Annotated in this window: 26 protein-coding genes and 1 tRNA gene; 14 read left to right on the plus strand and 13 right to left on the minus strand. The window is 61.6% G+C overall.

Features of this window, described 5'->3' with window-relative positions; genetic code table 11:
- Positions 1-182: 182 nt before the first annotated feature.
- Complete coding sequence (gene rimO, locus R3355_RS00365) at positions 183-1505, plus strand: 30S ribosomal protein S12 methylthiotransferase RimO (protein ID WP_318959579.1); 1323 nt, start codon at positions 183-185, stop codon at positions 1503-1505.
- 120 nt (positions 1506-1625) lie between these two features.
- The gene (locus R3355_RS00370) at positions 1626-1985 is read left to right on the plus strand and encodes a DUF393 domain-containing protein (RefSeq protein WP_318959580.1); all 360 of its coding nucleotides are present in this window, start codon (positions 1626-1628) and stop codon (positions 1983-1985) included.
- 27 nt (positions 1986-2012) lie between these two features.
- Here the strand turns inward: R3355_RS00370 and R3355_RS00375 are convergent, their stop codons facing one another.
- The 4 genes from R3355_RS00375 to nirK form a co-directional block, all read right to left on the minus strand.
- Complete coding sequence (locus R3355_RS00375) at positions 2013-4244, minus strand: glycosyltransferase (protein ID WP_318959581.1); 2232 nt, start codon at positions 4242-4244, stop codon at positions 2013-2015.
- Between the two features lie 348 nt (positions 4245-4592).
- Positions 4593-5213, minus strand: a complete 621-nt coding sequence (locus R3355_RS00380) for an SCO family protein (RefSeq protein ID WP_318959582.1) — start codon at positions 5211-5213, stop codon at positions 4593-4595.
- Positions 5206-6024, minus strand: coding sequence for a formylglycine-generating enzyme family protein (locus R3355_RS00385; RefSeq protein WP_318959583.1), 819 nt, complete (start codon positions 6022-6024; stop codon positions 5206-5208). The genes R3355_RS00380 and R3355_RS00385 overlap by 8 nt, the downstream gene beginning before the upstream one ends.
- Positions 6024-7445 carry a copper-containing nitrite reductase gene (gene nirK, locus R3355_RS00390; protein WP_318959584.1) on the minus strand — a complete coding sequence of 474 codons (1422 nt, stop codon included), beginning with the start codon at positions 7443-7445 and terminating at the stop codon, positions 6024-6026. The genes R3355_RS00385 and nirK overlap by 1 nt, the downstream gene beginning before the upstream one ends.
- Positions 7446-7820: 375 nt before the next feature.
- Here nirK and R3355_RS00395 point away from each other — a divergent pair, with 375 nt between their 5' ends.
- The 8 genes from R3355_RS00395 to msrA all read left to right on the plus strand — a co-directional run bounded on the left by R3355_RS00395 (position 7821) and on the right by msrA (position 13410).
- Positions 7821-8549 carry a hypothetical protein gene (locus R3355_RS00395; RefSeq protein WP_318959585.1) on the plus strand — a complete coding sequence of 243 codons (729 nt, stop codon included), beginning with the start codon at positions 7821-7823 and terminating at the stop codon, positions 8547-8549.
- 274 nt (positions 8550-8823) lie between these two features.
- Complete coding sequence (locus R3355_RS00400; protein WP_318959586.1) at positions 8824-9444, plus strand: hypothetical protein; 621 nt, start codon at positions 8824-8826, stop codon at positions 9442-9444.
- Positions 9445-9619: 175 nt separating this feature from the next.
- Positions 9620-9946 (plus strand): DUF2025 family protein, encoded by a 327-nt coding sequence (locus tag R3355_RS00405; RefSeq protein ID WP_318959587.1) that lies wholly within the window; start codon positions 9620-9622, stop codon positions 9944-9946.
- Positions 9947-10154: 208 nt separating this feature from the next.
- On the plus strand, positions 10155-10286 hold the full coding sequence (locus R3355_RS00410; RefSeq protein ID WP_318959588.1) for a hypothetical protein: 132 nt from the start codon (positions 10155-10157) through the stop codon (positions 10284-10286).
- 81 nt (positions 10287-10367) lie between these two features.
- On the plus strand, positions 10368-10772 hold the full coding sequence (locus R3355_RS00415) for a GNAT family N-acetyltransferase (protein ID WP_318959589.1): 405 nt from the start codon (positions 10368-10370) through the stop codon (positions 10770-10772).
- A 145-nt stretch (positions 10773-10917) separates the two neighbouring features.
- Positions 10918-11961, plus strand: coding sequence for a GGDEF domain-containing protein (locus R3355_RS00420; RefSeq protein WP_318959590.1), 1044 nt, complete (start codon positions 10918-10920; stop codon positions 11959-11961).
- A 247-nt stretch (positions 11962-12208) separates the two neighbouring features.
- A complete protein-coding gene (gene msrB, locus R3355_RS00425; protein ID WP_318959591.1) occupies positions 12209-12733 on the plus strand; it encodes a peptide-methionine (R)-S-oxide reductase MsrB in 525 nt (174 codons plus the stop codon).
- A gap of 2 nt (positions 12734-12735) precedes the next feature.
- On the plus strand, positions 12736-13410 hold the full coding sequence (gene msrA / locus R3355_RS00430) for a peptide-methionine (S)-S-oxide reductase MsrA (protein ID WP_318959592.1): 675 nt from the start codon (positions 12736-12738) through the stop codon (positions 13408-13410).
- Positions 13411-13536: 126 nt separating this feature from the next.
- On the opposite strand, the gene R3355_RS00435 is transcribed toward msrA, so the two are convergent.
- Positions 13537-13612 (minus strand) — tRNA-Thr (locus R3355_RS00435).
- A gap of 133 nt (positions 13613-13745) precedes the next feature.
- Positions 13746-14588: a S1 RNA-binding domain-containing protein gene (locus R3355_RS00440; RefSeq protein WP_318959593.1), complete on the minus strand. Its 843-nt coding sequence runs from the start codon at positions 14586-14588 to the stop codon at positions 13746-13748.
- Positions 14589-14910: 322 nt separating this feature from the next.
- Between R3355_RS00440 and R3355_RS00445 the strand changes: the two genes are divergently transcribed.
- Together R3355_RS00445 and R3355_RS00450 are read left to right on the plus strand one after the other, a co-directional pair.
- On the plus strand, positions 14911-15099 hold the full coding sequence (locus R3355_RS00445) for a hypothetical protein (RefSeq protein ID WP_170862154.1): 189 nt from the start codon (positions 14911-14913) through the stop codon (positions 15097-15099).
- 217 nt (positions 15100-15316) lie between these two features.
- Positions 15317-17533, plus strand: coding sequence for an LTA synthase family protein (locus tag R3355_RS00450; RefSeq protein ID WP_318959594.1), 2217 nt, complete (start codon positions 15317-15319; stop codon positions 17531-17533).
- A gap of 17 nt (positions 17534-17550) precedes the next feature.
- Here the strand turns inward: R3355_RS00450 and R3355_RS00455 are convergent, their stop codons facing one another.
- From R3355_RS00455 to R3355_RS00465, 3 genes are all read right to left on the minus strand, one after another.
- A complete protein-coding gene (locus tag R3355_RS00455; protein WP_318959924.1) occupies positions 17551-18651 on the minus strand; it encodes a PQQ-dependent sugar dehydrogenase in 1101 nt (366 codons plus the stop codon).
- Between the two features lie 151 nt (positions 18652-18802).
- A complete protein-coding gene (locus R3355_RS00460; RefSeq protein ID WP_318959595.1) occupies positions 18803-19525 on the minus strand; it encodes a substrate-binding periplasmic protein in 723 nt (240 codons plus the stop codon).
- 123 nt (positions 19526-19648) lie between these two features.
- A complete protein-coding gene (locus R3355_RS00465) occupies positions 19649-20041 on the minus strand; it encodes a transcriptional regulator (RefSeq protein ID WP_318959596.1) in 393 nt (130 codons plus the stop codon).
- A 227-nt stretch (positions 20042-20268) separates the two neighbouring features.
- On the opposite strand from R3355_RS00465, the gene R3355_RS00470 reads away from it, so the two are divergent.
- Positions 20269-21249 carry a zinc-dependent alcohol dehydrogenase family protein gene (locus tag R3355_RS00470; protein WP_318946667.1) on the plus strand — a complete coding sequence of 327 codons (981 nt, stop codon included), beginning with the start codon at positions 20269-20271 and terminating at the stop codon, positions 21247-21249.
- A gap of 89 nt (positions 21250-21338) precedes the next feature.
- Here the strand turns inward: R3355_RS00470 and R3355_RS00475 are convergent, their stop codons facing one another.
- Positions 21339-22691 (minus strand): DEAD/DEAH box helicase, encoded by a 1353-nt coding sequence (locus R3355_RS00475; RefSeq protein ID WP_318946668.1) that lies wholly within the window; start codon positions 22689-22691, stop codon positions 21339-21341.
- Positions 22692-23084: 393 nt separating this feature from the next.
- On the opposite strand from R3355_RS00475, the gene R3355_RS00480 reads away from it, so the two are divergent.
- Positions 23085-23633 carry a dihydrofolate reductase family protein gene (locus tag R3355_RS00480; protein ID WP_318959597.1) on the plus strand — a complete coding sequence of 183 codons (549 nt, stop codon included), beginning with the start codon at positions 23085-23087 and terminating at the stop codon, positions 23631-23633.
- On the opposite strand, the gene rarD is transcribed toward R3355_RS00480, so the two are convergent.
- The 3 genes from rarD to R3355_RS00500 form a co-directional block, all read right to left on the minus strand.
- Complete coding sequence (gene rarD, locus R3355_RS00485; RefSeq protein WP_318946670.1) at positions 23634-24524, minus strand: EamA family transporter RarD; 891 nt, start codon at positions 24522-24524, stop codon at positions 23634-23636.
- Positions 24525-24966: 442 nt separating this feature from the next.
- Entirely contained in the window at positions 24967-25566 is a 600-nt protein-coding gene (locus tag R3355_RS00495) for an FMN-dependent NADH-azoreductase (RefSeq protein ID WP_318959598.1), read from the minus strand.
- 406 nt (positions 25567-25972) lie between these two features.
- The gene (locus R3355_RS00500) at positions 25973-26290 is read right to left on the minus strand and encodes a 3-phosphoglycerate kinase (RefSeq protein WP_318946672.1); all 318 of its coding nucleotides are present in this window, start codon (positions 26288-26290) and stop codon (positions 25973-25975) included.
- Between the last annotated feature and the right edge of the window lie 72 nt (positions 26291-26362).

The following is a 26362-nucleotide window of genomic DNA, read 5'->3' on the forward strand; positions in this document are numbered from 1 at the left end:
GAGACACCCTACAGGTCGCGGATTGCCCGAGGTAATTTGGTCGGCGCGAAGGGTGTCTATAGACGAGCGTCTTTTCACAACCCCTCAAGTGCTGGTCAATCCGGCAATCCACCGCTAGAATTGCGCACTTTTTGATCAGAGGCGCCTCCAGCGCCCGTCCTTCAAAACCTGAGGTTCGCCGCATGTCCACCACCGCCACGCCGAAAGTCGGATTCGTAAGCCTTGGGTGCCCAAAGGCCCTGGTCGATTCCGAACGCATCCTCACGCAACTGCGTATGGAAGGTTACGAAGTCGTATCGACCTACCAGGACGCCGACGTGGTGGTGGTCAATACCTGTGGCTTTATCGACAGCGCCAAGGCCGAATCCCTGGAAGTGATCGGCGAGGCCCTGGCCGAGAACGGCAAGGTCATCGTCACCGGCTGCATGGGCGTGGAAGAAAGTGCGATCCGCAACGTGCACCCCAGCGTGCTCTCCGTCACCGGCCCGCAGCAGTACGAGCAGGTACTCAATGCCGTACACGAAGTGGTGCCGCCCTCTACCGAGCACAACCCGCTGATCGACCTGGTGCCGCCGCAAGGCATCAAGCTGACCCCGCGGCATTACGCCTATTTGAAGATTTCCGAAGGCTGCAACCACAGCTGCAGCTTCTGCATCATCCCCTCGATGCGCGGCAAGCTGGTCAGCCGCCCGGTCGGCGAAGTGCTCAGCGAGGCCGAGCGCCTGGTCAAGGCCGGGGTCAAGGAGCTGCTGGTGATCAGCCAGGACACCAGCGCCTACGGCGTCGACATGAAGTACAAGACCGACTTCTGGAACGGCCAGCCGGTGAAAACCCGCATGACCGAACTCTGCGAAGCACTCTCGAGCATGGGCATCTGGGTGCGCCTGCACTATGTCTACCCCTACCCGCACGTCGATGAACTGATCCCGCTGATGGCCGCCGGCAAACTGCTGCCGTACCTGGACATCCCCTTCCAGCACGCCAGTCCGAAAGTGCTCAAGGCCATGAAGCGCCCGGCCTTCGAAGACAAGACCCTGGCGCGGATCAAGAACTGGCGCGCGATCTGCCCGGAACTGACCATCCGTTCGACCTTTATCGTCGGCTTCCCCGGCGAAACCGAAGAAGACTTCCAGTACCTGCTCGACTGGCTGACCGAAGCCCAGCTCGATCGCGTCGGTTGCTTCCAGTACTCACCGGTAGAGGGCGCATCGGCCAACCTGCTGGATAACCACGTGCCGGACGAGATCAAACAGGATCGCTGGGACCGCTTCATGGCCCACCAACAGGCCATCAGCGCCGCACGCCTGCAGCTGAAGGTCGGCAAGGAGCTGGAAGTGCTGATCGACGAAGTCGACGATCAGGGCGCAGTAGCGCGCTGCTACGCCGATGCCCCGGAAATCGACGGCAGCGTGTTTATCGCCAGCACCGCCGTCAAACCTGGCGACAAGGTCCGGGTGCGCATCGTCGACGCCGACGAATATGACATGTGGGCCGAGCTGATCTAGGAGGCTGTGAAAAAACTCTCGCTCGATATTTTCACAACCTCTGAACCACCGCGCCCCTCGCCCGAGGGGCGCGCGCTGCTGTTCTAAACTGCTAATAAACCCCGCCACCAGATCTGCCCCATGGCCAGACTCAAGGTCTATTACGACGGTGCCTGCCCGCGCTGCGTGGCTGACCGGCGCCGTTATGAAAAGTTGCGCACGCGCAGCGACGACAGTGTCGAATGGGTGGACATCAGTGACAGGGAAGAGCAGTTGCGGGCGGCCGGCATCGACCCGCACCTGGCGCTGACCGAACTGCATGTCGAAGACGCCCAAGGCCGCATTCATCGCGAACTGGACGCCTACATCCTGCTGATGTCGCGCACCCCGGCCCTACGCCCGTTGGCCTGGCTGCTCGGCCTGCCCGGCCTCAAACCCATGTTCTCCTGGTGCTACCGCCACTGGGTGCTGCGCCGTCTGCGCCAAGAAGGCCGGCTGTAGACGTACGCCGAGCAGCGCAGCAATCCATCAGCGCCAGCGACCGCCTTGCTGGGCACGCGAGGCGGCCAAGACCGTGCCGTAGATCTCCTTGACGCCCTCGGCGAACTTCTCGATGGAGTGCTCCGCCGCCACCAGCAGGGCGTGGCCGGACATCTCTTCGCGTAGCCGCTCGTCCTCGAGCAACTGGGTCACCCGCGCGCACCACAGGGCCAGGTTCTCCGGCGTCTTGAAACCGTTGTAACCCTGCCTGACCACATCGTCGATACCACTCGAGCGCACCGCCACCACGGGCAAGCCGGCAGCCATGGCTTCCAGAATGACCATGCCCTGGGTTTCCGATTTGGAGGCGAAGAGAAACAGCTGGCCCAGCCGGTAGTAAGTCGCCATGTCCTCTGGCGGCACGGCGCCGAGCAGCCTGAAATGGCGAGCAAGATTCAACTCGTCGATACGCCTGAGCAGGCGCTCGCGCTGATGGCCGTCACCGATCATCAGGACGAGAAAAGGCCGTTCGGTCTGCCCGCGCAGACTGGCGATTGCATCAATGAGGAAATCGATGTTCTTTTCATTGGAAAGCCGCGACACACTGATCAGGACTTGCTCGTCGCCAATGTCCAGCGCCGTCCTGAGGCGCGCGACCTGCTGCGCCGTCACCTCTTGAAAGCGCCGGTAGTCGATACCCGTGGGTTGCACGAAGACGGGTTTCTTCACACCGATCATGCGCAAGTATTCTTCGGCGGAGTAAGTAGGCACGATCACCGCATCGCATTTATTGGCGAAGCGCTTGATCAGCGCATGGGAGATGAAGTTGCGGAAGAGCATGCCAGGCAGCGGCACGAAGTGAGCATAGTGTTCCAGCCTGGTGTGGTAGGTAAAAACCGCCGGCACGCGCAGCCGATGCGCCAACAACAGGCCCAGCGAACCGAGCCAGAAAGGATGGTGCAGGTGAATCAGGTCGGGGCGAAAGTCCCTGACCGCCCGGCCGATACGCCGTAGAAAAATATTGGCCAGGCGGAACTCGCGCTTCTCGCCCATGGCCAGAATCGACGGCACCCTGAGCACATGCGGCTCTACCCGCGGCTGATCTCGATAACGTGGCGCGATCAGCAGTACAGCGTTGCCCATGGCTGCCAGCCCCCGCCATAGCCGCTCGATCGAGATGGGAACACCACCGATAAAAGGCAGGTAGTTGTTGGTGAACATCACGATCCGCAGCGGCTTCTCCAGCCAGGGCGAGGGATCCAGATCGAAGTTCGGATAATAGTCGCGCTCGGCGAAAGCCAAGGTGTAGAGCTTGATCGCGGCGATGGCCAGGCCGCAAACCAGCAGAATGAAGTTCAGATAGCCAACGTAGAACAGCGAATAGATGAACAGCCAGATGTTCTCGAGTTGCTTGAACAGCGGGTGCTGGCCGACGTCGAGTTGCTGCACCTGGATGTCCATGCCCTGCGCTGATACCAACACCTGCACATAATGATGAAAACTGGCCTGATCACTCAGAAGCAGGCCACCCGCCCCACCGCTGGTAATAAAGCGGGTATTGCCGCGCCGCTGTTCGGAAAACAGCGGCAGGTTGGCGGCAAATACCGCATCGATCGGGTGTTCGGCGATCAGCTCCAGCAACGCTTCACGGAACACCGCGGGCTGCAGGTAATCCTGTTCGCCAGTAAAACGGACAGGTGTTTCGCCGTGCAGCAGCGGCTTGCCGGTAAAGACAAAGGTTTGCCGTGCATCACCCTGACGCAAAAGCTCCTTGAGCCAGAGAACCTGCCAGCGCCAAGGCGTTTTGCCGGTGCTGTCGAGAAAGATGAAGCGACTGTGACCGGCCCGGAAACTGAAAAAATGCGGACCGAAGTGCTCGTAGAAGCGATAACTGCCGAACTCTTCGTATTCATGGGCGCCAAAGGTCAGCACATAGGGTACTTGCAAGTGGCTCAGGGTGCCGTGCAGCGCCCGGTACTTGTCCTCGCCGCCACCGCTGACCGCATTACCGGCGGAGATGATGAAATCGACGCCGGACGCGTTGAGCATGGGAATAATGCGTCGCTCGAAAATGCCGACGGAGTTATTGATATTGCCCACCACCGCGAAGCTGTAACTATCCCGACTCTCCAGCCGCGCCTGAATCGCCTCGACCTGAGGGGTGTGCTCGGCCTCGAAGTCGGACAGCACAACATTCAGATAGACCTTGTAGCCCAGCAGCAGGCCGACAATCAGCACATTGCAATAGAAAAGAATCTTGAGCGGACGGCGCACTGTCATTGCGGACTGTTCCGGCTACGGGCCTGGACGCACTGCTACACCGCCAAGCGGATGAATCTGCCACGAGCGTGGACGACAACAGGCCGGCTCGCCCTCACCCGCAAACACAGCAACTGGCTGCAATAGCCCCGCATGCTCGAGCCGCCTTCGATGCGCTAAGCATAGACAGCGGTGGCGCATCCACGCAGTCAGGGCAGCGGCGACGCGGACCGGCAACCATCCGAGTTCACAGCCCGCTCAGAGGCTGTGAAAATATCGAGCGCCGTCGCGAGGCCGCCTCCAGACGTTCGCGGCGAGGCGCGCCACGCCAGCGGGCGTCTGCATAGACGAGCGTTTATTCACAAGCGCTCACTGCAAAGCCTGACGAACCGCCAACAGCAGGGCCTGGTCTGCGACGGGCTTGAGCAATGTGCTGCTGGCGGCGACCTGACCCTCCGCATTCAACAGGGTGACCCTGGTGTTGTGGCTTATTTCGCCAGTGTCCAGAACCCGATACTTGATCCGTAACGCCGCCGCCATGGCGCGGGTTTGCCCTTCGCTCGCTGCCACCGCCAGGCGGAAAAAGCGCGGATCGAGCTGGTGCATGTGGCTCAGATGCGCCAACGAGGCGGGCGTATCATGCTGCGGATTCAGGCTGACCATCAGCACCCGAAGCGTACCCGCCTCGGGCCGAAGCTCGGCAATGGTCCGCTGCAGGCTCTGCATCAGCACCGGACAGGCCGAGGCACAGTCGCCATAGAACATGGTAACCAGCAGCGGCGTGCCAGCCATCTCGCGCCAATCGAAACGCTCGCCCTGCGCATCGGTGAGGGGCATCGCCAAGCCATACAACGAGTCGGCGGGCAAGCCGGCGAGCGCGGTATTCACCGGCGCCGCCTGCGCCAGCGGTAATACGCCGGGGGTCAGCAGCAAGACAGCGGACAACAAGGCGCCGTGCAGCGCCAGACCCATACGTTTGACTCTATTCATTGGGGCTTCCTGATAAATGGGGGGCTGGGTCGCGCGCGCAGCGAAAACCCAGATAGTTGCCGCCCTGATTGGCCTCCATGGCCGCCAGCAGGGCCAAACGGATCAGAACCGCGTAGTTGTCCTTGTCGTTCAGCGACAGGGCCGCGCCACCACAGAAGGCCAGCTGTTTCTGCTCGCCCTGGGTCCGGCTGTCTGCGCTGACGAACAGACCGTTGAAGTCCTCGACCCACTCCCACGTCAGTTCGTGCAGATCATGGATGCCGTAGTAATTGGCCGGCTGCAGCGCTATGGCCTGGGGCGGCAGATTGGCCGGACGCGAGTACCAGGCGAGAATGCGCGCCAGCCAAACCGGATCGCCGCGCGCATCGGCGCGCAGTTCGTCGGCCGCGGCGGCAAACTCCCACTCGTACCAGGTCGGCAAACGCGCCTGCTCACTGACGCAGAAGGCCTGGGCGGCATGCCAGCTGACCTGGGTCACCGGCGCATCGGCCTGCAGCGGCGCGAACGCCAGCGGCCCGACCCACAACGCCAGATAGTCGGCGCCGGCCAGCACCGCAGGCACCGCACCACGCCGCCACTGCGGATGAGCCTGGAGAAACCCCAGGTACTCGGCATTGCTCACCGGCGTGCTGCGTAGCCAGAATGGCCGGATGCTGGCCGCGGAACGTTCCCCATCGGCCGGCAACACGCTGCGAAACTCGCCACCCGCCAGCAACCGGTAGTCGGCGGCCCAGGCACTGCCCACCACGCCCCAGAGGAGCCAGAGCAGCAACGCGCCGCAGCGGCAGGCGAGTGGCGCCGCCAACTTCATTACTTCTTGACCTGACGCATTTCACTGACCTGCTCCGCGGTCAGTACCGGCTTGCCCTGGTTCATGGCCACATTGATGTAATTGATCACCGCCGCCACATCGTTGTCATTCAGATCCTGCGGCGGCATCACACCGTTGTAGTGTTCGCCGTTGACCACCAGCTTGCCGCTGCGACCGTGCAGGACGATATAGGCCATCTCATACGGCCGTTCCTGGAAGAAGTCGGAGTTGGCCAGCGGCGGGAATACCCCGGCCACCCCTGTGCCATCGGGCAAGTGGCAGGCCGCACAGACCCGCTCGTAAACCGCCTTGCCACGCGCCATAGCGACATCGCCATTGGGTATCTTCGGCAGCGGCGCCTTGGCCGCGGCTACCTGACCCGCCACAGCCGGCAGGGGCTGCTTCACGCCTTCGCCGAAAATCTCCGGCTGCTTGGCACCGCTGACCGTCAGCAAACCGACTGCCCCCTTGTTGAAGGCGCGGGTCAGCGAGTGGTCGACGAGGGTCAGGTTGCCCGGCACCTTGGGCACGAATTCGACGATAGTCGAGCCGCCAGGCGGTACCAGGGTGGTTTGCACATTCTCCTGATAACCGGTGCCGCCATCGCCATAGACGCGGTCGAAGATCGCGCCTATCACATGAAAGCTGGATACCAAATTGGGGCCGCCGACGCCGAAAAACATCCGCACTTTTTCGCCGGTGTTGGCGGTCAGCGAACCCTTGCCGGTCAAGGCGCCATCGGCACCGTTAAACAACACATAGGTGGGTTTTTCATCGACTGCTTTCTGCATATCGAAGTTCTGCAGGCCGTCGGCACGGTAGGCGCCGCTGGTATAGAAATCGCCCTGCATTACATAGTATTCACGGTCAACCTTGGACATGCCCTCTTTGGGTTCGACCAGAATCATGCCGTACATGCCATTGGCCACATGCATGCCCACTGGCGCCGTGGCGCAGTGATAGACATACAATCCCGAGGCCAAGGCCTTGAAGGTGAAGACCGCTTCGTTGCCCGGGGCGATCAGGGTTTGCTCGGCGCCGCCACCGGGGCCGCTGACGGCATGCAGATCGATATTGTGCGGCAGCTTGTTGCTGGCCAGATTCTGCAGATGCAGTTCAACGGTATCGCCTTCACGCACCCGAATCATTTTGCCCGGCACGGTGCCGCCAAACGTCCAGAACATGTAGCGCGTACCGGGCGCTATTTCCCGTTCGACTTCTTCCACGGTCAGATTGACCACCACCCGCGCCGGGCTCTTGCGCGTAATAGGTGCCGGCAGCGCCGGGGGCGCGACCAGCTCCTGAACGATCACCGGCAACTCCGCTTCGGTCGCGGCGACTGCCGCTGTCGAGGTTAGCGCCCAGGCGCAAGAAACCGCCGCACAGAACATTGTGGCAAGTTTGCAGTTCAACTCTTTCATATGCCTGTCCTCATCCTTACTGGCAGAGCTATTGATAAATCCAGGCAAAATAGTTGCATGCCTAACGAATCATTGATTGACCATAATCAACGTCCTGAAAATCAGCTGAAATACTGATTGCAGAGGGACCGAGCATGAACAGAACAGTTTTTTCGAACGCTATTCGTCTCCGCCCCCCCGCACACACGGATCGATCCGGCTTCGCTTTAGGCTGTAGTAGGCAAGAGCTATAGTTGCTGATGGCATCGTTCCAGCAGCCTGCTGCCAGGCAAGGCAGATGCAGGGCGGACATCTGTTTAATGCTTCGCCGCGCAAACTCCTGATGTGTTCGGACAGTTGCCGCCCAGCGCAGCACTCTGGATAACGGAGACCACCATGACCACTGTCAGCGAAATCGCCCCGGACCTGTTCCGGATCTCGACCTATGTTCGCGAGGCCGACCTGCAGTTCAATCAATTCCTCCTGCGCGACGAGCAGCCCCTGCTGCTGCACACCGGCATGCGCGGCCTGTTTCCCGCCGTGCGGGACGCCGTGGCAACGCTGATCGACCCCAGCACCCTGCGCTGGATCGCGTTCAGCCACTTCGAGGCCGATGAGTGCGGGTCGCTGCGCGAGTGGCAGACCCTGGCACCAGAGGCCTGCGCCCTGTGCAGTTTGGTGGGCAAGCTGGTGAGTGTCGACGATGTGGTCGCCGCCAGGCCCGCACAGGCGCTCGGCGACGGGGAACTGATCAGCACCGGCAAGTACCGCTTGCGCTTCCTGCGCACGCCGCACGTTCCGCACTGCTGGGATGCCGGATTGTTCTTCGAGGAAACCCAGGGCACCCTGCTCTGCTCCGACCTCTTCCATCAGAACGGCGATGTGGAGCCGTTGACCGCCTCGGATGTAATCGGCAGGGCCAGGCAAACACTGCTGGACTATGAAAACTGCCCGCTCGCCTCCTATATGCCTTACACCCGGCAGACCGCGCCGACGCTCGAGCGCCTGGCGCAGCTCAGGCCCAGGACGCTCGCGACCATGCATGGCTCGGCCTTTACCGGCAATGGCGCGCAGGCCATCCGCGACCTCGCCGTTGTCCTGCAGGAGATTCTCGGCACGGAGTGATCCCGCTGGATCGACGCGACTAACGTCCTCTGCCGCCGTATGCCCTGGTTAGAGCGTTGCCGCCCAGGGCTCTAGCCGGGCGACCAGCAAGGGCATGACGCGCACGCTGAACATTCAACCGCCGACGTCGCTGGGCTGGTCTATAATATGCGCCGTCAAACGAACACAGGGCATCGATCACACTCAGACTTGATCGAAGCGAGTAGAATGCGCGCCCGTCGCGCCGGGAGCGCGTTATGGGCACACAAGGACGCTGTCATCCAGGAGTTTTATCTTGCGCCTACTAATCACCCTGACCACCTGCCTGTTGCTCGGCGCCTGCGCCGGTAACCCGCAGTCGACCTATGAACACACTGTACGCTCGGCACATGGCCCGATCGCCAAGAGCAATCTCGAAGCTATCCATAATGTCCAGGCGATCCCCCTGCCGGTGAACCCTGGGCTGTTGCCGCCAACCTGGCAGATTGGCGCAGATCAGCCGCGGCTGGACTTCGGCAGCTCTATCTCCAATTACCGGGTGTTCTCCCTGCAACTGAAAAAGGGCGAGCGCTATGCGCTCAACGTCAATTCGCTATGCCACAACGCCTGCCTGGGCTTCAACAAATTCGCCCTCAAACCGCGCGCGCTGCTGCTCGACGCCTACGGCACGGTGATTGCCAGCCAACCCTCGCGCGCCACCGCCGTAGTCGGACAAGTCAGCCTGGGCTGGGATGGCGAGGCGCCGGAAGACGGTACTTATTACCTGCTGGTGGCGGCGGACAATGAAGACATCGGCAAAACCATCGTGATCGACGACATCTGGATCAACAACTCGCCACTGATGGCGGTAAATGTCGGCATGCCCAGCGCCCCTTTCGGCCAGATCAACGTCTTCTCCACCTCCACGGACGAGTAGCGCTAGCGCCTGACGGCCCCGTTCGACGGACAGGCCAAGCCAAGCGGCACCTCGCCAGCAAGGATTCGCGCCTAACCGTCGGCCTATTGATCGGAAGCAATGCACGTTGCGCGTAACGCCTTAGCCTGTAGCGACCACCCCCTGGGTCCAAACAGTCGTAACGCGCGAGGTTCATATGAGTATCACGTCCGCCAGCATCTGCGAGGCCGCCGACCAACTGCAGGGTTTTGTCGGTTTCAATGGCAGAACCGCCCAACATATCGTGCGCTTCAGCGAAGATTCGTTCGGCCTGGATGTGCCGCAGGACAGCATCACCCCGAGCTGCGAGTTCGTCTGGTGTGCCGGCCCAGACCAGTTGATGACGCTCAGGCGTGAGCGCATCCAATTACTCCTTGACCTGCGCATCGACGAGCGCCTGAATATCGGCGAACCGTTGCGGGTGTATATGCAGCGCCAGGATCTGCCGGAAATCACTGCCGAGCGCCTGCTTCGCCACGCCTGATGCCGTGACGGCAGCCTAATCGCCCCTCAGCAACAAGCGGACTGGCATACCCCAGGCGCGCGGCATCAGCGCGCAACTGGTCGGCTATTGTTCAGCCATCGGCGTAGACTTCGATCAAACAGGCTCATGCAGTTGGGAGGTGACAATGACTGAAAAGCTCTTACGCTCCGCGCATCACTCAACCGCTATCTAGACCGAGGTGAAGATCATGAGCAAAGGCATGGACTCAAAGAAACAGGCAAAAAAGAAACCGCTTAAAACAGCGCAAGAAAAGCGCATGACGAAAAAAGGCAAACACGCCGAGAAAACCCTGCTCGGTAGTCATTCCACCAGCGCCTGAACCACTCGCCCAGCACTGGCCAATGGCCTGTGCTGGGCGGATGAGCCGCGAACCCGCCACTCTCGATGAATGTCTTGCCCTATGCCCGATCTGCACTGTCGCGCTCTTCCTGCCCCACTGCTGCCGCTGGCGGATGAGTTCTACCGTGCGCATCGCTCCCCCATGCGCGTCGACCGCCGGGCTCAGGTATGGGTCGCGCAACACACAGCGATTATCGCCGCCCTGTGCCTGCGCCCGCTGGCACAGGGGTATTGGCTCAGCGGCCTGTTCGTCGCACCGAGCCAACGCCGCCAAGGGCTGGCGCGTCAATTGATCGAGCAGGCCCTGGTACAGACCAGCGAATCGGTCTGGTTGTTCTGTGATCCCGAGCTGCACAGCTTCTATGAAAACCTGGGCTTTCTGCCCTGCACCAACCTACCCAAGACACTCGCCGAGCGGCTGTCACGCTATCGGCGCACGAAAAATCTGATCGCCCTGTGCCGGTAGCCAACACACCCACCACAGCAGCGGCAGACGGATGCCGCACTATTCGCCAGCTTGGCGCAAATGCTGGCACTTTGTTCAACTTCTGCCCTTGCCGGCTCAGGCAAAGCTCTGCATCCTTGACCCATAACAACGACAAGAGCCGCTCATGGCCAGACTGACCCAGCGACTGCTCAAGCGGCTGCGCAACGACTTCCAGCTGTCCATCATTACCCTGATGAGCCTGTTCGGCATCATGGGCATCTCACCCTATGCCGTGTATCGGCTGGCAGAAGGCAATTATCTGGTCAGCGCCGCCGATACCACCATCGTGTTCTCTACCATCTGTGCCGTGCTCTACGCCTGGCGTACCGGCGATACGGTCAAACCCGGCATCTACCTGGCGATCATTTTCTCGCTGGGCTCGACGCTGATCGCCATCAACCTGGGGGTCAACGGGCTGTTCTGGATCTACCCACTGATCCTGTTCAATTTCTTCATGGTCTCCCCGGGGAAAGCCATGGTGGCCACCGTACTGGTGCTGTCGACCCTGGTCGGCTATGCACTGCTGGTACCGGGCACGGTATTCGAGAGCCGCTACCAGATGCTGTCGTTCCTGGTCACCGGCATGCTGGCCAGCGTCCTGACCTTCATCTTCGCCTTCCGCACTCGCAGCCAGCGCGACCAGTTGCAGATCCTGGCGAGCCAGGATCCGCTGACCGGCGCGCGCAATCGCCGCGCGATGAATGAGGAGCTGAAGATCGCCGTCTCCACCCATCGCCGGCACAGCAACAGCTATGGCGTACTGGTGATGGACCTGGATCACTTCAAGCAGATCAACGACAGGTTCGGCCACCAGGCGGGCGATCAGGTGCTGGTGGCCTTCGTCGATCTGATCAAGTGCTGCTCACGCCAGGAGGATCGCCTGTTCCGCTTCGGCGGCGAAGAGTTCCTCCTGCTGTTACCCAACACCGACGAGCGCGGCCTGCTAGCCGCGTCGACCCATCTGCAACAGCAGATTGCCCAGAACCTACCGGGCCCGGGCGGCCCGGTGACCGTCTCGATCGGCGGCGCCATCCTGCGCGACGACGAGCATTGGGAATGCTGGCTGGAGCGCGCCGACCAATGCCTGTATCAGGCCAAAAGCGCCGGGCGCAACCGCACCATCATCGATGATGCACTGCCCACCCCGGAGCGACTGCCCGCGCACTAGTATCGCGACAACTCTGAAATGTCGAGATACAAGGGTGGGTTAGTGGCGTCAAGCGCTGATCGGTCAGGCACCGCGCGCCGCGCAACCCACCAAGCGATCGCCCTCATTACGCCGATGGCGGGTTGTAGATGCATAGCGCCCCTGCCATGAAGGTGACGCACCCAGCATGCACAAAAGATCGGCCAGCAACTGTAACAAGCAGGGCTTCAGCCAGTCTATTGAGCACACCATCTCCTCGAGAGCTGCCATGAAACGTCGATCATTCCTCCAGGGCATGGCCCTGCTGCCCACCGTGCCGCTGCTCGCCAGCCAGGCGCCGCTCAGTCTGGCCGAAGGCACCAGCCAAGCCGTAACGGTGGTGCCGCTGGACAAAGCGCACAGCGAGTGGCGCGAACTGCTGTCGCCGGAAGCCTATGCGGTCCTTTTCGAAGAGGACACCGAACAGTCAGGCAGCAGCCCGCTCAACCAGGAAAAGCGCGCGGGCACCTATATCTGCGCCGCCTGCTATCTGCCGCTGTTCGACAGTCAGCATAAATACGAAAGCGGCACCGGCTGGCCGAGTTTTACCCAGGCGATCGCCGGCCACACCGGCTTCAAGCGTGACTTCAAACTTATCTTCCCGCGCACCGAATACCATTGCGCCCGTTGCGAGGGCCACCAGGGCCATCTGTTCAACGATGGCCCGCAGCCTCGCGGCGAACGCTGGTGCAACAACGGCGTCGCGTTGCGTTTCATTCCCCAGGATGAAGCCTTGCCCGCACTGAGGAGTTGAACATGACTGCTAAAGCCCCATTCTGGCTCTGCCGCGGGCCTCTGAGCGCGGCCGTCCTGCTCCTGACCGGGTTACTCAGCGCCTGCGGACCGTCGTCGGCCGAAACAAGCCAGGCCCCGGCAGCAATGCCGAGCGACTCCAGCACACAGGGCTCTGCTGTTGCGGTATTCGCCGGCGGTTGCTTCTGGTGCACCGAAGCGGATTTCGACAAGCAGCCCGGCGTACTGTCCACCACCTCCGGCTACATCGGCGGGCACCTGGATAATCCCAGCTATGAACAGGTTTCGGCGGGCCGTAGCGGTCATATCGAAGCGGTGCAGGTGCGTTTCGACCCAAACCAGACCAGCTACACCAAGCTGCTGGAAGCCTACTGGCCGACCATCGACCCAGTGACACCGAATGCCCAGTTTTGCGACCACGGCCCGCAATACCGCAGTGCGATCTTCTACGCCACGCCCGAGGAAAAGGCCCAGGCCGAAGCCTCGAAAGCCGCCCTGCAAGCCTCGGAGCGCTTCAGCCAGCCGATCGTCACGGAAATCTTGCCCGCCACCACCTTCTATCCGGCCGAGGAGTATCACCAGGACTATTACCAGAAGAACCCGCTGCGCTACGCCTACTACCGCAACGGCTGCGGCCGCGACAAGCGCCTGGAACAGCTATGGGGTAAACACGACTAAGGGCACTGCCATCAGCACTTGCAGCCGAGCGGAGTGCTGAAGCGGGTGACATCGCCGTTATCCTTCATCGCCGATCACTCGCGCCCAGACGAAAAAGGCCTGCATCACTGCAGGCCTTTGATTCGGTGGTGCCGTTGAGAGGAATCGAACCCCCGACCCCATCATTACGAATGACGTGCTCTACCAACTGAGCTACAACGGCAAAAGCCTGGGCATTATTCAATGGAGTCCGCGGGCGCTCAAGCGGGTTTTGTAAAAAACCGGGGCTGAGACACACCCCGCGCGCCCTCTGCCAGGGCAGCAGCCGGCAGCCCGTTGCTGCCGGAGAAACGCTGCTACTTGGTAGCCAGTTCGATGCGGTCGTCGTGAATCACGATGCGACCCTGCTTGTACAAGCCACCGATGGCCTTCTTGAAGTTGCCTTTGCTGACGCGAAACAAAGCGCTGATGGCTTCTGGCGAACTCTTGTCATTGAGCGGCAGCACGCCATCGTGCTCGCGCAGCTTGGCCAGGATCTGTTCGCCCAGGCTGCTCGCCGCTTCCTGGCCAACCGCCTGCAGGCTCAGGCTGATCTTGCCGTCGGCGCGCACTTCCTTGATAAAGCCCTTCTCCTGCATGCCGCTGCGCAGGAACTTGAACAGTTCGTTCTTGTGGATCAGGCCCCAGTGCTTGCCGTTGATGATCGCCTTGAAGCCCATGTCGGTGGACTCGACCACCAGCAGGTCGACTTCCTGACCGACCGTGTAAGTGGGCGGTACGGTGTCCAGGTAACGATCCAGACGCGCGGTGGCGGTGATGCGCTTGCTGCGCTTGTCGACAAACACGTAGACCACGCAGTAGTCGCCGACTTGCAGCGGGCGTTTCTCTTCCGAGTGGGGCAATAGCAGATCTTTCGGCAACCCCCAATCGAGGAATAAACCGACGCGGTTGATATCCACCACTTTCAGGCTGGCAAATTGACCGACCTGCACTTTCGGGGTTTCCGTGGTAGCAATCAGCTTGTCATCGCTGTCCAGGTAAATGAATACATTCAGCCAGTCTTCCACCTCACTTGGCGTGTCTTTGGGGATATAGCGCTTGGGCAGCAATATTTCGCCATCCGCGCCGCCATCCAGATACAGGCCAAAGTCGGTGTGTTTCACGACCTGCAAACTATTCATTCGTCCGATTACAGCCATGGTGCCCTACCCTCGTTGCGAGCCGGACATTCTACCTGAGTTGCGGCCCGGTTTCCTGGCGTCGACACGCGGACTCGCCGGAACTGGCCAGGACGCGCGAATCGACCTGACCAATGGAAAGCGCCCGTCACCGAAACTGCCGGGCAGTTCACTCCTCTATCAGAGCACTGATAAAACAATGGCTTACTCAGTGTCATCGCACTATTCATCCATTCGGCAAATCACTGGCATAGCCACAACTTGAGTTGCCAGTGTTATTTATCAAGTAATTGTCAAGTCGTTCGTGTACAATCAGCGGCCAAATTAATTTTTAAATAGGTTAATGGCCGCCATGCGCGTTAAAGCATCAAACAGCAAGCCCAAACCAGCTCCAGCCGTAGAAACCAGCGCCTCGATTGATGCGCAGATCGCCGCCTTCTTGAACTCTGGTGGTGAAATCCAGCAGATCGCCAAGGGTGTCAGCGGCCAGGTCTACGGCGCTTCCAAGCAGATCACCATCGGCAAGAAATAGCCGAGCCTCCTTAGCCCCGCAGCGCTTTGCTCCCCCAGACAAGGCGCTGGGCTAATGCTTCATCCCCTCCCCTGTATTTCTGTGTATTCAACTGCCCCAACTGGCGGTTAGCACACGCATGTTTCAGAATCATGTCTAACTGCGCGCCGCGGTGAACTCGGCATTGCCGTCGATCCTCTATATCTCTACATCTATAAAAATTACCCCCGGAGTCTCCGTGCGCCCATCCAGCCCTTGGCTGCAGCACCCGGCCATCGCCCCGCTGACATTGGCCGTGGTATTGATCGTCATCCCACTGGCCAGTCGCTACGGCCTGGGCTGGTCGCACCCATTCGGTTACCTGTCGGATCTGGCCATCGGTAGCCTGCTGTTGATCCTGCTGCACGGCCGCAGCTGGTTGCTGCGCCTGCCCGTGCTCCTGCTCTGGTGCAGCTTCAGCCTGAGCAACGCCGAACTGGTCAGCGCGGTCGGGCGCATGCCCGAGCCGGCGGACCTGCACTACCTGGCCGATGCCCAATTCGTCCGTCACTCGACCCAGGGCGGTGGCCTTAGCCACCCCTTGCTGGCCCTGGCACTGACGTTCGGCATTGCCCTGCACCTGCTGCTGAGCTGGCGGACAAGCGGGCCGCCACGGCAACACCTCAAACTGGTCTGGCTGCTGGCCCCGCTGTCATTGCTGGCGACTCATACCGTCTACCAGTACCGCAGCCCCAGCGAAGCCGCCCAGTGGCTGCAGTTCAACCTGCCGCACAAGATGTTGGCGGAAAGCCTGAGCGCCGGACAATTACGCCTCGAGGACTGGCTGGCCGGCGACCATCCCACCAGCCCGCCGGACATCAGCACATTCAACCAGCTCGACCTCGTCGGCACACCGTTGCTCGACCACCCGGGGCAGGCGCGCAACGTGCTGATCATCACCCTGGAAGGCATCCCGGGCGCCTATATCGACGCCAGCCGCAAGGCACTGCACAGCAGCTATCGGCAAGCGCTGATGCCGCGGCTCAGCCAGTGGGCCGAGCGCGGCATGCTCACCCCGGACTATGTGCTGCACAGCCACCAGACCATTCGCGGCCTGTACGCCATGCTCTGCGGCGACTACAGCAAGCTCGACTCCGGCACACCCAAAGGCATCGAACTGCTCGGCAATCCCCAGCGCAGCGAGCAGTGCCTACCGGCGCAACTGCGCCAGCGCGGTTTCACCACCCATTACCTGCAAGGCGCCGGACTGCGCTTCATGGCCAAGGATCAGATCATGCCGCGCATGGGCTTCGACAAGACCCGGGGCCGCGACTGGTTCAAGAAAAAACCCTACCTGGAATTCGGCTGGGGCGTGGACGACAAGACCTATTTCGAAGGCGCCCTGGATTATGTGAAGCAACTGCGCCAGCAGAAACGCCCCTGGATGCTCACCCTGCTCACCGTCGGTACCCACCAGCCCTACTCGGCACCGCAGGACTACCTCGACCGCTACCCGACCGCCAAGCAGGCAGTAGTTGCCTACCTGGATGACGCCGTGGCGGACTTCCTCGTCGGGCTGGAGAAACAGGGCGTGCTCAAGGACACCCTGGTGCTGATCACCTCCGACGAATCCCATGGTGTGGAAAACGTGCGCCTGGCGTCGGCCTGGGGCTTCAACCTGCTGCTGGCGCCGGAACAGGCGCAACTGCCGGCGCTGAAGAGTGGCGTCTACGGGCACGTCGACCTGACGGCGTCGGTGCTCGACTATTTCGCCCTGCCAGTCCCGGAAAATATCGCCGGCCGCTCGCTGCTGCGCGACTACACCAGCGGGCGGGCCATGCTATCCGCCACCAACGGCATGCTGCGCCAGCACGACGGCCTGGGCACCTTCACCGAATGCGACTTCCAGCAGGTCTGCCGCCGCTATGCCAGCAGTGGGTTCATCGCCGATAGCGCGGCCTACCTCGGCCGCATCAGCGGTCGCGAGTCGCGCCTGGTCAGCCAGCGCGCCACCCTGCTCAACCAATCCCTGCACAACGGTGAGGCGCAACTGCACTACCAGTTCGCCAACCGCAAACGCATCAAGCTGAAACGCAAAGTTGGCGACGACTGGGCGGACAGTCTGGTCGGCGCCCAGTACCTGGAGCTGCCCCGCGGCACGCAAACCACCGTCACCCTGAAAGTGCGCGGCGTGGGCATGGATAGTGAAGGCGCCACACTGCAGTTGAAAACCAAGGAGTTCGAGCGCGACGTGGCCTTGCCGATTCCTGAACTGCCGCGCCTGACCGAGGACAAGCCGATCGAGATCAGCTTCAGCTTCAACAACCTGGCCGCACGCAAGGCATTCTCCTTCCACCTGCTCGGCGAGGGTAAAGGCGCCATCGAGATCCTCGATTTCAGCGTGACCAGCAGGCCGCTGAAACCCAAGCTGCTGGCGGCCAAGACCGACGAGGACGAGGCCCAGAAGACCCAGTGAGCGCCGTCAGCCGGCGCTTATTCCCGGGGCTGCAGGGCCAGGCGCAGCAACTGTCCGTTGCTGGCGTCGGTCAGCACATAGAGATAGCCATCCGGCCCCTGGCGCACATCGCGGATGCGCTGATCGAGCTGTTCCAGCAGACGCTCCTCATGCACCACCTGATCGCCACGCAATTCCAGGCGGATCAGAGCCTGCCCGACCAGCGCACCGATGAACAGGTTGCCCCGCCAGGCGGCAAGGGGCTCGCCGTCATAGAACGCCATGCCGCTGATTGCCGGTGACTTTTCCCAGACATAGTGCGGCGGCTCGGTGCCGGCGACCGCCTTGCCCTGCGCTTCCGGAATCGGCAGGAACGAATAGTTGACCCCATGGGTGGCGAGCGGCCAGCCATAGTTCTTGCCGGCTTGCGGGATGTTGATCTCGTCGCCGCCGCGCGGGCCATGTTCGTGGGTCCACAACTGCCCGGTCGAGGGGTTGAGTGCAGCCCCTTGCTGGTTGCGATGGCCGTAGGACCAGATCTCCGGTCGAACGCCCGGCTGACCGACAAAGGGATTATCGTGCGGCACTTTGCCGTCCGGGTGCAGACGCACCACCTTGCCTTGCAGCTTGTCGAGGTCCTGTGCGGTCGAGCGCTGGTTGTTTTCGCCCAGGGCGACGAACAGATGACCGTCGCGGTCGAACACCAACCGCGAGCCGAAATGCGCGCCGCTGGACAGTTTTGGCAACTGCCGGAAGATCACCTCGAAATCTTCCAGTTGGCGGTGATCCGCTGACAACCTGCCGCGCCCGACTGTGGTGCCGGCGTACTGGCCATCGCCGGCCTCGGCATAGGACAGATAAACCAGACGATCCTCGGCAAAATCGGGCGACAGGGCCACATCGAGCAGCCCGCCCTGGCTTCTGGCATAGACCGCCGGCACGCCCTCGATGGGCTCCGACAGCACGCCCTGCAGAGTTACCAGGCGCAAACGCCCAGGCCGCTCGGTGACCAGCAGGCCTCGCCGATCGGGCAGAAAGGCCATGCTCCAGGGATGCTCCAGCCCCGCGACCACCTGGCTGACCTGCAGGTTTCCGAGTTCGCTGGGGTATTCGCGAACCTGCGCGGCAGCCAGCGGCATCAGCAGCACGCCGGTCAAGCCCAGAACTGCAAGTATGGGTGTGCGCAGCATGCTTATCTCCTTCGCAGCGGATAGTGGCGGACCGGATGCTCAATCATGCACCAGCACAACCCGGCTTGCAGCCCAGAGCGCATTACACTATTTGTCGACCTCAATACATCGCGTAACGCCGCTCGATCGCCCGGTACTCGCCGCTCGCACGAATGGCCGCCAGCCCCCGATTGAAGCGGTCGCGCTGGGCCTCGTGGCGAAAGCCGACCTGATAGGGCGTTGGCGCGAAGATAAGGTATTCGGTCAGTGGCTGGCTGACATCGACCTGATCGAGCACCTCACGATTGAGATAGCGCAGGATCCGTATATCCGCCACCACCACCTCGATCCGCCCGCTGTAGAGCAGGCGGTTACGCGCAATCTGCTGCGCCTCTTCACGATAGCGCGGGTTGTTCTGCGCCATCCGCTGAAATTCGCTACCGAGCAAAAAGCGTGCACGTTGAAAGGCGCTGACCGAGTAATTGCCCAGATCGGAAATCCGCTCGATTTTGTAGTTACGCGCGCGCAAGGCCACGGCAACATTCTGGTAGAAGATATGCGGCTCGGAATAGAAGGCATCAATGCCGCTCTGCTGGTTGGTGGTGGCGATGGCGTCGATCTCGCCACGGCGCAGCAGCCAGTGCAGGCGCTCCATCGGCATATGCAAGGCTTGCATGGCAAAGCCGGCGCGCTTCGCCGCAGCCGCCACTATTTCGTACTCCAGCCCCCGTGCTTCACCTTGAAACACGTAAGGCGGCTTGTGCGTCCCGATACCCAGACGCAACGGCTCCGCCACGGCCGAGAAACTGAACCAGAGCAGCACTATCCCTAACATCCACTGCATGCCAGTCCCCTTAGTTCAGCTGTCGTGCAGCATAAACGACTAATCATGGTGAACGTGTAGCCAGGTTGCGGCCCTATGCCTCCCTCAGACGGCCTCGACTCATGCAGCAGCCAACGCAATGGACTACAAGAGGCTGGCCTGGCCGGCCAGTTTGTCGAATGCTTCTGGCACCAGCGCTGTCGTGCCCTGCTGATCGAGCAACTCGCGAGCATGCTCGCCGCCAGGAAAACTGCTGTCGATCATGCTCAACAGTTGCGCCCCACGTTCGGTCAATACGAAGTTCTCGCCATTGCCGCCTTCGTCCTCTGGCCGCGGCGTGATGAACCCCGCGCTCAGTAGTTGTTCCTCATACTGCGTAGCCAGCACCTTGAGGGCGTCGAGGTTGCCTGTCTGCTCGCCCTCCCGCTGCAGCTCTGCGGCCAGTTCTTCGGCGTAATTGCGCGGAGCGAAAGGTTTGCCCGCGCTGTTCTGTGCTTCATGCAACAAGCGCTCGATCAGATCCCAGTTGTAAGTCATCTCGTCCTCTCCTGTCAGCGTGTCGCTCGGCGTACCGAACGCGGAGCCGATTCCGTGCACACGGCCCTCTTGAGAGAAGACCCACAAGAGCAAGCCAAGGTTCACGGTTTCAGGTGCAGCAAGCCGAGAGCAATCACTGCGATCAATTGAACAGGATCAGTTCCGCCCTGCCCACTCAGGTCTAGACTCTGTCCTCTGAATGAATCGCGACCAACTGGAGAATCCTCATGCTCAAAGCCGAATACCAAACCCGCGGCCCGGTTCCGCAAGAAGTGATCGAAGCGGTCGAGCTACAACTACCGGCACCTGCCGCAGACCAGGTGCGGATCAAGGTGGCGGCCGCGCCGATCAACCCCTCCGATGTGCTCACCCTCACCGGAGAATACGGCATGCTGCCGCCGCTGCCGGCGATTGGCGGCAACGAAGGCGTCGGCCGCGTCACAGAACTGGGCGCGGAGGTGAGCAATCTCAAGGTCGGTCAACTGGTGCTGCTGCCGGTCGGTTGCGGCACCTGGGTCAGCCACTTGAATGCGCCGGCGAACAAACTGATCCCGTTGCCGGAGGCCGATCCACTGCAACTGGCGATGCTGACCGTCAATCCACCGACCGCCTCCCTGCTGCTCAGCCAGTTCGTCGACCTCAAACCCGGCGACTGGGTGATCCAGAACGCCGCCAACTCGGGGGTCGGCAGCTACCTGATTCAGCTGGCCAAGCTGCGCGGTTTCAAGACCCTCAACGTGGTGCGCCGCGAGTCGGCAGTGGCGGGCGTGCAGGCCGAAGGTGGCGACGTGGTGCTGGTGGATGGGCCGGACCTGGCCAAGCGCGTACGCGCGGCCACCGCAGGCGCCGAGGTGCGCCTGGGCATCGATGCGGTGGGCGGCGAGTCCACCGACCACCTGGCCGCGAGCCTCAGCGAGGGCGGCGTGCTGGTCAACTACGGCATGATGAGCCGCCAGCCCTGCCAGGTCTCACCGGCGTCCTTCGTGTTCCGCGACGTGAGCCTGCGCGGCTTCTGGTTGGCCAAGTGGTTCCAGAAAGCCACCCCGGCCGAGCAGATGAAGGTGTTCGGCGAGCTGACCCGGTTGATCGCCAGCGGCAAGCTGCACACCCGCGTGGCCGCCACCTATGACGTCAGCCAGATCAAGGAGGCAGTGGCCGCGGCTGCCAGCGGCGAACGCGACGGCAAGATATTGATCGTGCCGAAATAAATTGGCCAGGAAGTGCCGTGGGTGAGTCGGCCGGCGATCAGCTTCAACCCACCGCAGACCGTAGCCCGGATTACATCCGGGCTACGGGTTTACTCTGCCGCCGGCGTACGCCGCTTGAGCGGTGCCAAGCCATCCTGGCTGACCAACTCCGGCGCTGCGGCCTTGGGTCTGTTGATGGTATTGCGCTTGCTCGGAGCCTTGGCGGCCGGCTTCTTCGCGGCCAGCTTCTTGCCGGTCTTGGGGTCGACCTTTTTCTTCTTCGGCCCCACCGCCTTGCCGGATGCCTTGAGGTTCTTCGGCCCCTGGTAGATGCCTTTCATGTCCTTGATATTGCGCCGCTCGAAACGCTGCTTGAGGTAGCGTTCGATGCTCGACATCAGGCTCCAGTCGTTGTGGCAGATCAGCGAAATTGCCAGGCCGTCGGCACCGGCGCGACCAGTACGGCCGATGCGGTGCACGTACTCGTCACCCGAACGCGGCATGTCGAAGTTGATCACCAGATCCAGACCGTCGACATCCAGACCACGCGCGGCCACATCGGTGGCCACCAGGATTTTCACTGCGCCCTGCTTGAGACGGTCGATGGCCAGCTTGCGGTCTTTCTGATCCTTCTCGCCGTGCAAAACGAAGGTTTTGAAGTCATGAGCGACCAACTTGCCATACAGGCGGTCAGCCTGAACCCGGGTATTGGTGAAGATGATCGCTTTGTCGTAGGTCTCGTTTTTCAGCAACCACTCGACCAGACGCTCTTTATGATGGTTGTGGTCGGCGGTGATGATCTGCTGGCGCGTGCCTTCGTTGAGCTGGCTGACGCGGTTGAGCTGCAGGTGCTCTGGTTCCTTGAGTACCTTGGCGACGATCTCGCGCAGGCCCGCACCGCCGCTGGTCGCGGAGAACAGCAGGGTCTGGCGCTCGGCATTGCACAGCTCGCTCAGACGCTGCACGTCTTCGGCAAAGCCCATGTCGAGCATGCGGTCGGCTTCGTCGAGCACCAGCACTTCCACTTCATCGAGCAGCAGGTTGCCGGCGTTGGCGTGTTCGATCAGACGACCCGGGGTGCCGATCAGGATGTCGACCCGGCGCAGCATCGCGGCCTGCATCTTGAAATCCTCGCCACCGGTAATCAAACCGGCCTTGAGGAAGGTGAACTGGGCGAAGCGCTCGACTTCCTTGAGGGTTTGCTGGGCCAGCTCACGGGTGGGCAGCATGATCATCGCGCGCACACTCATGCGCGGCGAGGAAGCACCATCGCCGAGCAGGCGATTGAGCATCGGCAGGACGAAGGCCGCCGTCTTGCCGCTGCCAGTCTGCGCGACTACCCGCAAGTCTTTCCCTTGCAGCGCCAGCGGAATAGCCGCCAGCTGCACCGGGGTGGGCTCGGTAAAGTTCAGCGCAGCCACGGCTTTGAGCAGACGTTCATGCAGGGCGAATTGGGCAAACACGGGGCAACCTCGACGAAAAACAAAAAATCAGCCGCATAGCGTAACGCTTTCCGGCGTTGCGGCCGAGTTTCTTTGCACAGTGAAACAAACCGCGCGGCGAACGGTAGCAGAACAGCGCCTGGTCACCACGCTCAATACAGACTGGGAATCGCCGATCCAGGCGCACATTCCTCTGCCCGCTCCCGGCTGCGAGTGGGAACGGATAGGCACCGACCTGGTGCTGCTGGCGATCGTCGCCGGGGCATTTGCTCAGAGGTTGTGAACATATCGAGCGCAGTAGCGAGACCGGCTGCAGATGCCCTCTACGGCTCCGGACGAGAATATTGCAGGGGCGCCCGAACTTGCCAGACCCGCGTCGCTCCAACGAAGGCATGGGAAAACACGGTCGCCACGATGAAACCCTCACTGATCTACTTCGTCGCCGCCAGCCTGGACGGTTATATCGCACGCCCGGATGGACGGGTCGACTGGTTCGAAACCCTCGAACAAGCCGGCGAAGACCACGGCTACAGGCGCTTCTACGAAAGCATCGATGGCCTGCTGATGGGCCGCGCCACCTATGAAGCCCTGCTGGCCCAAGGCGGCGACTGGCCCTATCCGGGCAAACCCTGCAGCGTGCTGACCCGCGTCGATCTGCCTAGGGCCGCGCCCGACGTGCAGCTACGCCACAGCATCCCGGCCGAAGCCATCAACGAGCTGGCCGGCGCTGGCTGCCGGCGCATCTGGCTGGTCGGTGGTGGCTCCCTGGCGGGAACCTGCTATGCCGCGGGCCTGCTCGACGAACTGGTGGTCAGCGTCATGCCGCACCTGCTGGGTGCGGGCATCCCGCTGTTTGCCGCTGGCATGGAGCACGGCCTGAAACTGGATGAACAACACAGCTTCGCCAATGGCGTGGTGCGCTTGCACTACCGTTTGCAGCAAAACGAAAGCGCCTTTGCCTGATCAGGTACGTCGCTGCTTGAACAGCAGCCGCGCGCTGTCCCAGCCGACCAGCAGCACCGCCAGCCAGATCGGCAGATAGGTCAGCCACTGCTGGGCATTGAAGCTTTCGCCGAGAAACACCAGCGCCACCAGAAACAACAGCACCGGCTCGACATAGCTGAGAATGCCGAACAGCCCCAGCGGCAACAGCCGGCTGGACGCCATCATCGCGGCAAACGCCAGGGCGCCGAGCAGACCCAGCCCCGGCAACAGCCACCACAGCTGCGGCGCCTGGATGAACAGATCCGCCGGCCCCTGGGCAACGATCAGCCACACCGCCAAGGGCGCCAGCACCAGCATTTCCAGGATAAATCCGGACAGGGCATCCAGGCGCATCCAGCGGCGCAACATGAAGTACGGGGGGTAACCCAGCGCGGTAACCAGGGTGACCCAGGAAAACGCCTGCAGGCGCCAGAGTTCATGCAGCACACCGAGCAATGCACAGAACACCGCCAACTGCTGCAACGGGCGCAGGCGCTCGCCGTAGAACACCCGCCCGGCCAGCACCATCGCCAGGGGCAGCAAAAAATAACCCAGCGACACATCCAGCATGCGCCCGGCCAGCGGCGCCCAGACGAACAGGGCCCACTGCACGCCAATCAATGCGGCCGAGAGCGGCAAGGCCGCCAGCAATAGCGGCTCATGCCGTAGACGGCCGAGGGCCACGGCCAGCACCGTCCATTGCCGGGCCACGGCGACCAGCAGCAACACCGCCGGAATCGACCAGAGCACCCGTTGGGCGAACACCTGCACACCGTCCAGCGGTGCCAGTTGCTGCACATAACCGGGAATCAGGGCAAACAGCATAGAGGCGCCAATCGATAGGGACACGCCACGCCCGGACAGCTTCATCGCATCTCCTTCGCCAGCAGTAGCTGCCGACCCGGGGCAACAGCAGGGAACTCGCAATCACCGCCTCACCCAGGCTCAAGCGCCACAGATCGGCATCGCGGTTACACAGCAACAGATTGACCAACAGACCCGCCGACACCAAAGCGTTGTTACTCACCGCCAGGGTACCGCCATCGACCAGGCTCGCGCCCTTGTTCCGCCAGTAAAGACCAAGCCCGGACGCCACCATACCGAGCCCGGCCAAGACCCACCATTGGCTGGCGCTGGTGGGTAAGCGGGCGGCGTTACCGAACAGTAAGCCGGTGACCTTAGCCTGTCGCGAGGAGTCGGACAACGCCGCACAACCCGCACAAAAAAAACCGGCCAACCGCCAAAGCGATCGACCGGGTATATGCGCCCCAGGAGCAAAGGGACGCCAAGGGAGTTGCCTGTTACTTGAACTTTAGGCCACTTGCGCCAACTGCGCCCTGGCCTCGGCCAGACCTTTCTCCATGAACTCGCCACCCAGGTTGAGGCCTTCGGCATGGATGAAATTGACGTCGTGAATACCGATAAAGGCCAGCGCCTGACGCAGATAGGGTTCCTGATGATCCAGGCTGCCACCGGCGTAGATACCGCCACGGGCGGTCAGGACGAAGGCACGCTTGCCCGTGAGCAGGCCTTGTGGCCCGGTTTCGGTGTACTTGAAGGTGACGCCGGCACGCAGCACATGATCCAGCCAGGCTTTCAGAGTGCTGGGGATGGCGAAGTTGTACATGGGCGCGGCCAGCACCAGCACATCGGCAGCCAGTACTTCATCGGTGAGCTTGTTGGACAGGGCCAACGCAGCCTGCTCCGCGTCGTTCTGCTGATCGGCCGGGGTCATCCAGCCACCGAGCAGATTGGCGTCCAGATGCGGTACCTGCTCGACCGCCAGGTCGCGAACCTGGATTTGATCGGCTGGGTGAGCGGCTTGCCACTGGGCAATGAATTGCTCGGTGAGCTGACGAGAAACCGAACCTTGTTGGCGGGCGCTGCTTTCGATTACCAGAACTTTGGACATGCTGTTGCTCCATCGATAGGGGTTGGCTAACGTCGATGGAACCAAGAATAGAGGCACAACTATCGATTAAAAAGCGCAAATAACCGCTTCTACCTATCGATAAAATTGATTTATGAAATACCTCGCACTAGGATCGCTAATGTTCATGACGGCGGCGGTTATTTCAGAGGCTGGGAAAATATAGAAGGCCGTCGCGAGGGCGACGTCGGGCGAGCGAAACAAGGCGCGCTACGTGAAAACGAGGGAGTCTGCCAGGCCAAATGGCCGAGCCAAATGACCGAAGTTTTTACTCGCTTCGCTCGCCCTGCGGGCCAGCCTGCGGCTGTTACTCCGCTGCGCTCCGTTTGCGTAGCGCAACGCAGTTGCAGCCGCCCGGCGACGGTCGCAGCAGGCAAGCTATTTTTTCTCAGCCCTTCAGGCCACAGGTCAACTTCACGCGTAGCTTGATGATGCTGCGGGCGAATTTTATCGTCAGGTTGCTGCTCTGCCCCGGCGCCAACAATACTTTGCGGGTACGCGGCGCCTCGGGGCCGTTGCGGAACACCCCGCTGCACTCGGCCTCGGTCTCACCGTAGTTGTAGAGCAGCAAGGCGCCCATGTTGTGATCGATTTCCTGGGTCGTGACCGACACTTCGGCACCGTTGAGCTGTTTTTCCACCTCGAACGGATAAGCGAAAGCGGCCAGTGGTAACCAGGCGATCAGGGCACAGCAAATTTTTTTCATGCGGCAGTCTCCAACAAGGGACTGCCAGTTTAGAGCGAGTTCGCCTCAGCTTGCACCCAACCACTCGCGTGA

It is taken from the genome of Pseudomonas sp. (assembly GCF_033723075.1).
Lineage (GTDB): Bacteria > Pseudomonadota > Gammaproteobacteria > Pseudomonadales > Pseudomonadaceae > Aquipseudomonas.

Bases quoted from the DNA above. Each gene is read 5' to 3' on its own strand.
- rimO (WP_318959579.1), top strand. From the start codon at position 183: ATGTCCACCACCGCCACGCCGAAAGTCGGATTCGTAAGCCTTGGGTGC.
- R3355_RS00370 (WP_318959580.1), top strand. From the start codon at position 1,626: ATGGCCAGACTCAAGGTCTATTACGACGGTGCCTGCCCGCGCTGCGTG.
- R3355_RS00375 (WP_318959581.1), bottom strand. From the start codon at position 4,244: ATGACAGTGCGCCGTCCGCTCAAGATTCTTTTCTATTGCAATGTGCTG.
- R3355_RS00380 (WP_318959582.1), bottom strand. From the start codon at position 5,213: ATGAATAGAGTCAAACGTATGGGTCTGGCGCTGCACGGCGCCTTGTTG.
- R3355_RS00385 (WP_318959583.1), bottom strand. From the start codon at position 6,024: ATGAAGTTGGCGGCGCCACTCGCCTGCCGCTGCGGCGCGTTGCTGCTC.
- nirK (WP_318959584.1), bottom strand. From the start codon at position 7,445: ATGAAAGAGTTGAACTGCAAACTTGCCACAATGTTCTGTGCGGCGGTT.
- R3355_RS00395 (WP_318959585.1), top strand. From the start codon at position 7,821: ATGACCACTGTCAGCGAAATCGCCCCGGACCTGTTCCGGATCTCGACC.
- R3355_RS00405 (WP_318959587.1), top strand. From the start codon at position 9,620: ATGAGTATCACGTCCGCCAGCATCTGCGAGGCCGCCGACCAACTGCAG.
- R3355_RS00410 (WP_318959588.1), top strand. From the start codon at position 10,155: ATGAGCAAAGGCATGGACTCAAAGAAACAGGCAAAAAAGAAACCGCTT.
- R3355_RS00415 (WP_318959589.1), top strand. From the start codon at position 10,368: ATGCCCGATCTGCACTGTCGCGCTCTTCCTGCCCCACTGCTGCCGCTG.
- R3355_RS00420 (WP_318959590.1), top strand. From the start codon at position 10,918: ATGGCCAGACTGACCCAGCGACTGCTCAAGCGGCTGCGCAACGACTTC.
- msrB (WP_318959591.1), top strand. From the start codon at position 12,209: ATGAAACGTCGATCATTCCTCCAGGGCATGGCCCTGCTGCCCACCGTG.
- msrA (WP_318959592.1), top strand. From the start codon at position 12,736: ATGACTGCTAAAGCCCCATTCTGGCTCTGCCGCGGGCCTCTGAGCGCG.
- R3355_RS00440 (WP_318959593.1), bottom strand. From the start codon at position 14,588: ATGGCTGTAATCGGACGAATGAATAGTTTGCAGGTCGTGAAACACACC.
- R3355_RS00445 (WP_170862154.1), top strand. From the start codon at position 14,911: ATGGCCGCCATGCGCGTTAAAGCATCAAACAGCAAGCCCAAACCAGCT.
- R3355_RS00455 (WP_318959924.1), bottom strand. From the start codon at position 18,651: ATGCCGCTGGCTGCCGCGCAGGTTCGCGAATACCCCAGCGAACTCGGA.
- R3355_RS00460 (WP_318959595.1), bottom strand. From the start codon at position 19,525: ATGCAGTGGATGTTAGGGATAGTGCTGCTCTGGTTCAGTTTCTCGGCC.
- R3355_RS00465 (WP_318959596.1), bottom strand. From the start codon at position 20,041: ATGACTTACAACTGGGATCTGATCGAGCGCTTGTTGCATGAAGCACAG.
- R3355_RS00470 (WP_318946667.1), top strand. From the start codon at position 20,269: ATGCTCAAAGCCGAATACCAAACCCGCGGCCCGGTTCCGCAAGAAGTG.
- R3355_RS00480 (WP_318959597.1), top strand. From the start codon at position 23,085: ATGAAACCCTCACTGATCTACTTCGTCGCCGCCAGCCTGGACGGTTAT.
- rarD (WP_318946670.1), bottom strand. From the start codon at position 24,524: ATGAAGCTGTCCGGGCGTGGCGTGTCCCTATCGATTGGCGCCTCTATG.
- R3355_RS00495 (WP_318959598.1), bottom strand. From the start codon at position 25,566: ATGTCCAAAGTTCTGGTAATCGAAAGCAGCGCCCGCCAACAAGGTTCG.
- R3355_RS00500 (WP_318946672.1), bottom strand. From the start codon at position 26,290: ATGAAAAAAATTTGCTGTGCCCTGATCGCCTGGTTACCACTGGCCGCT.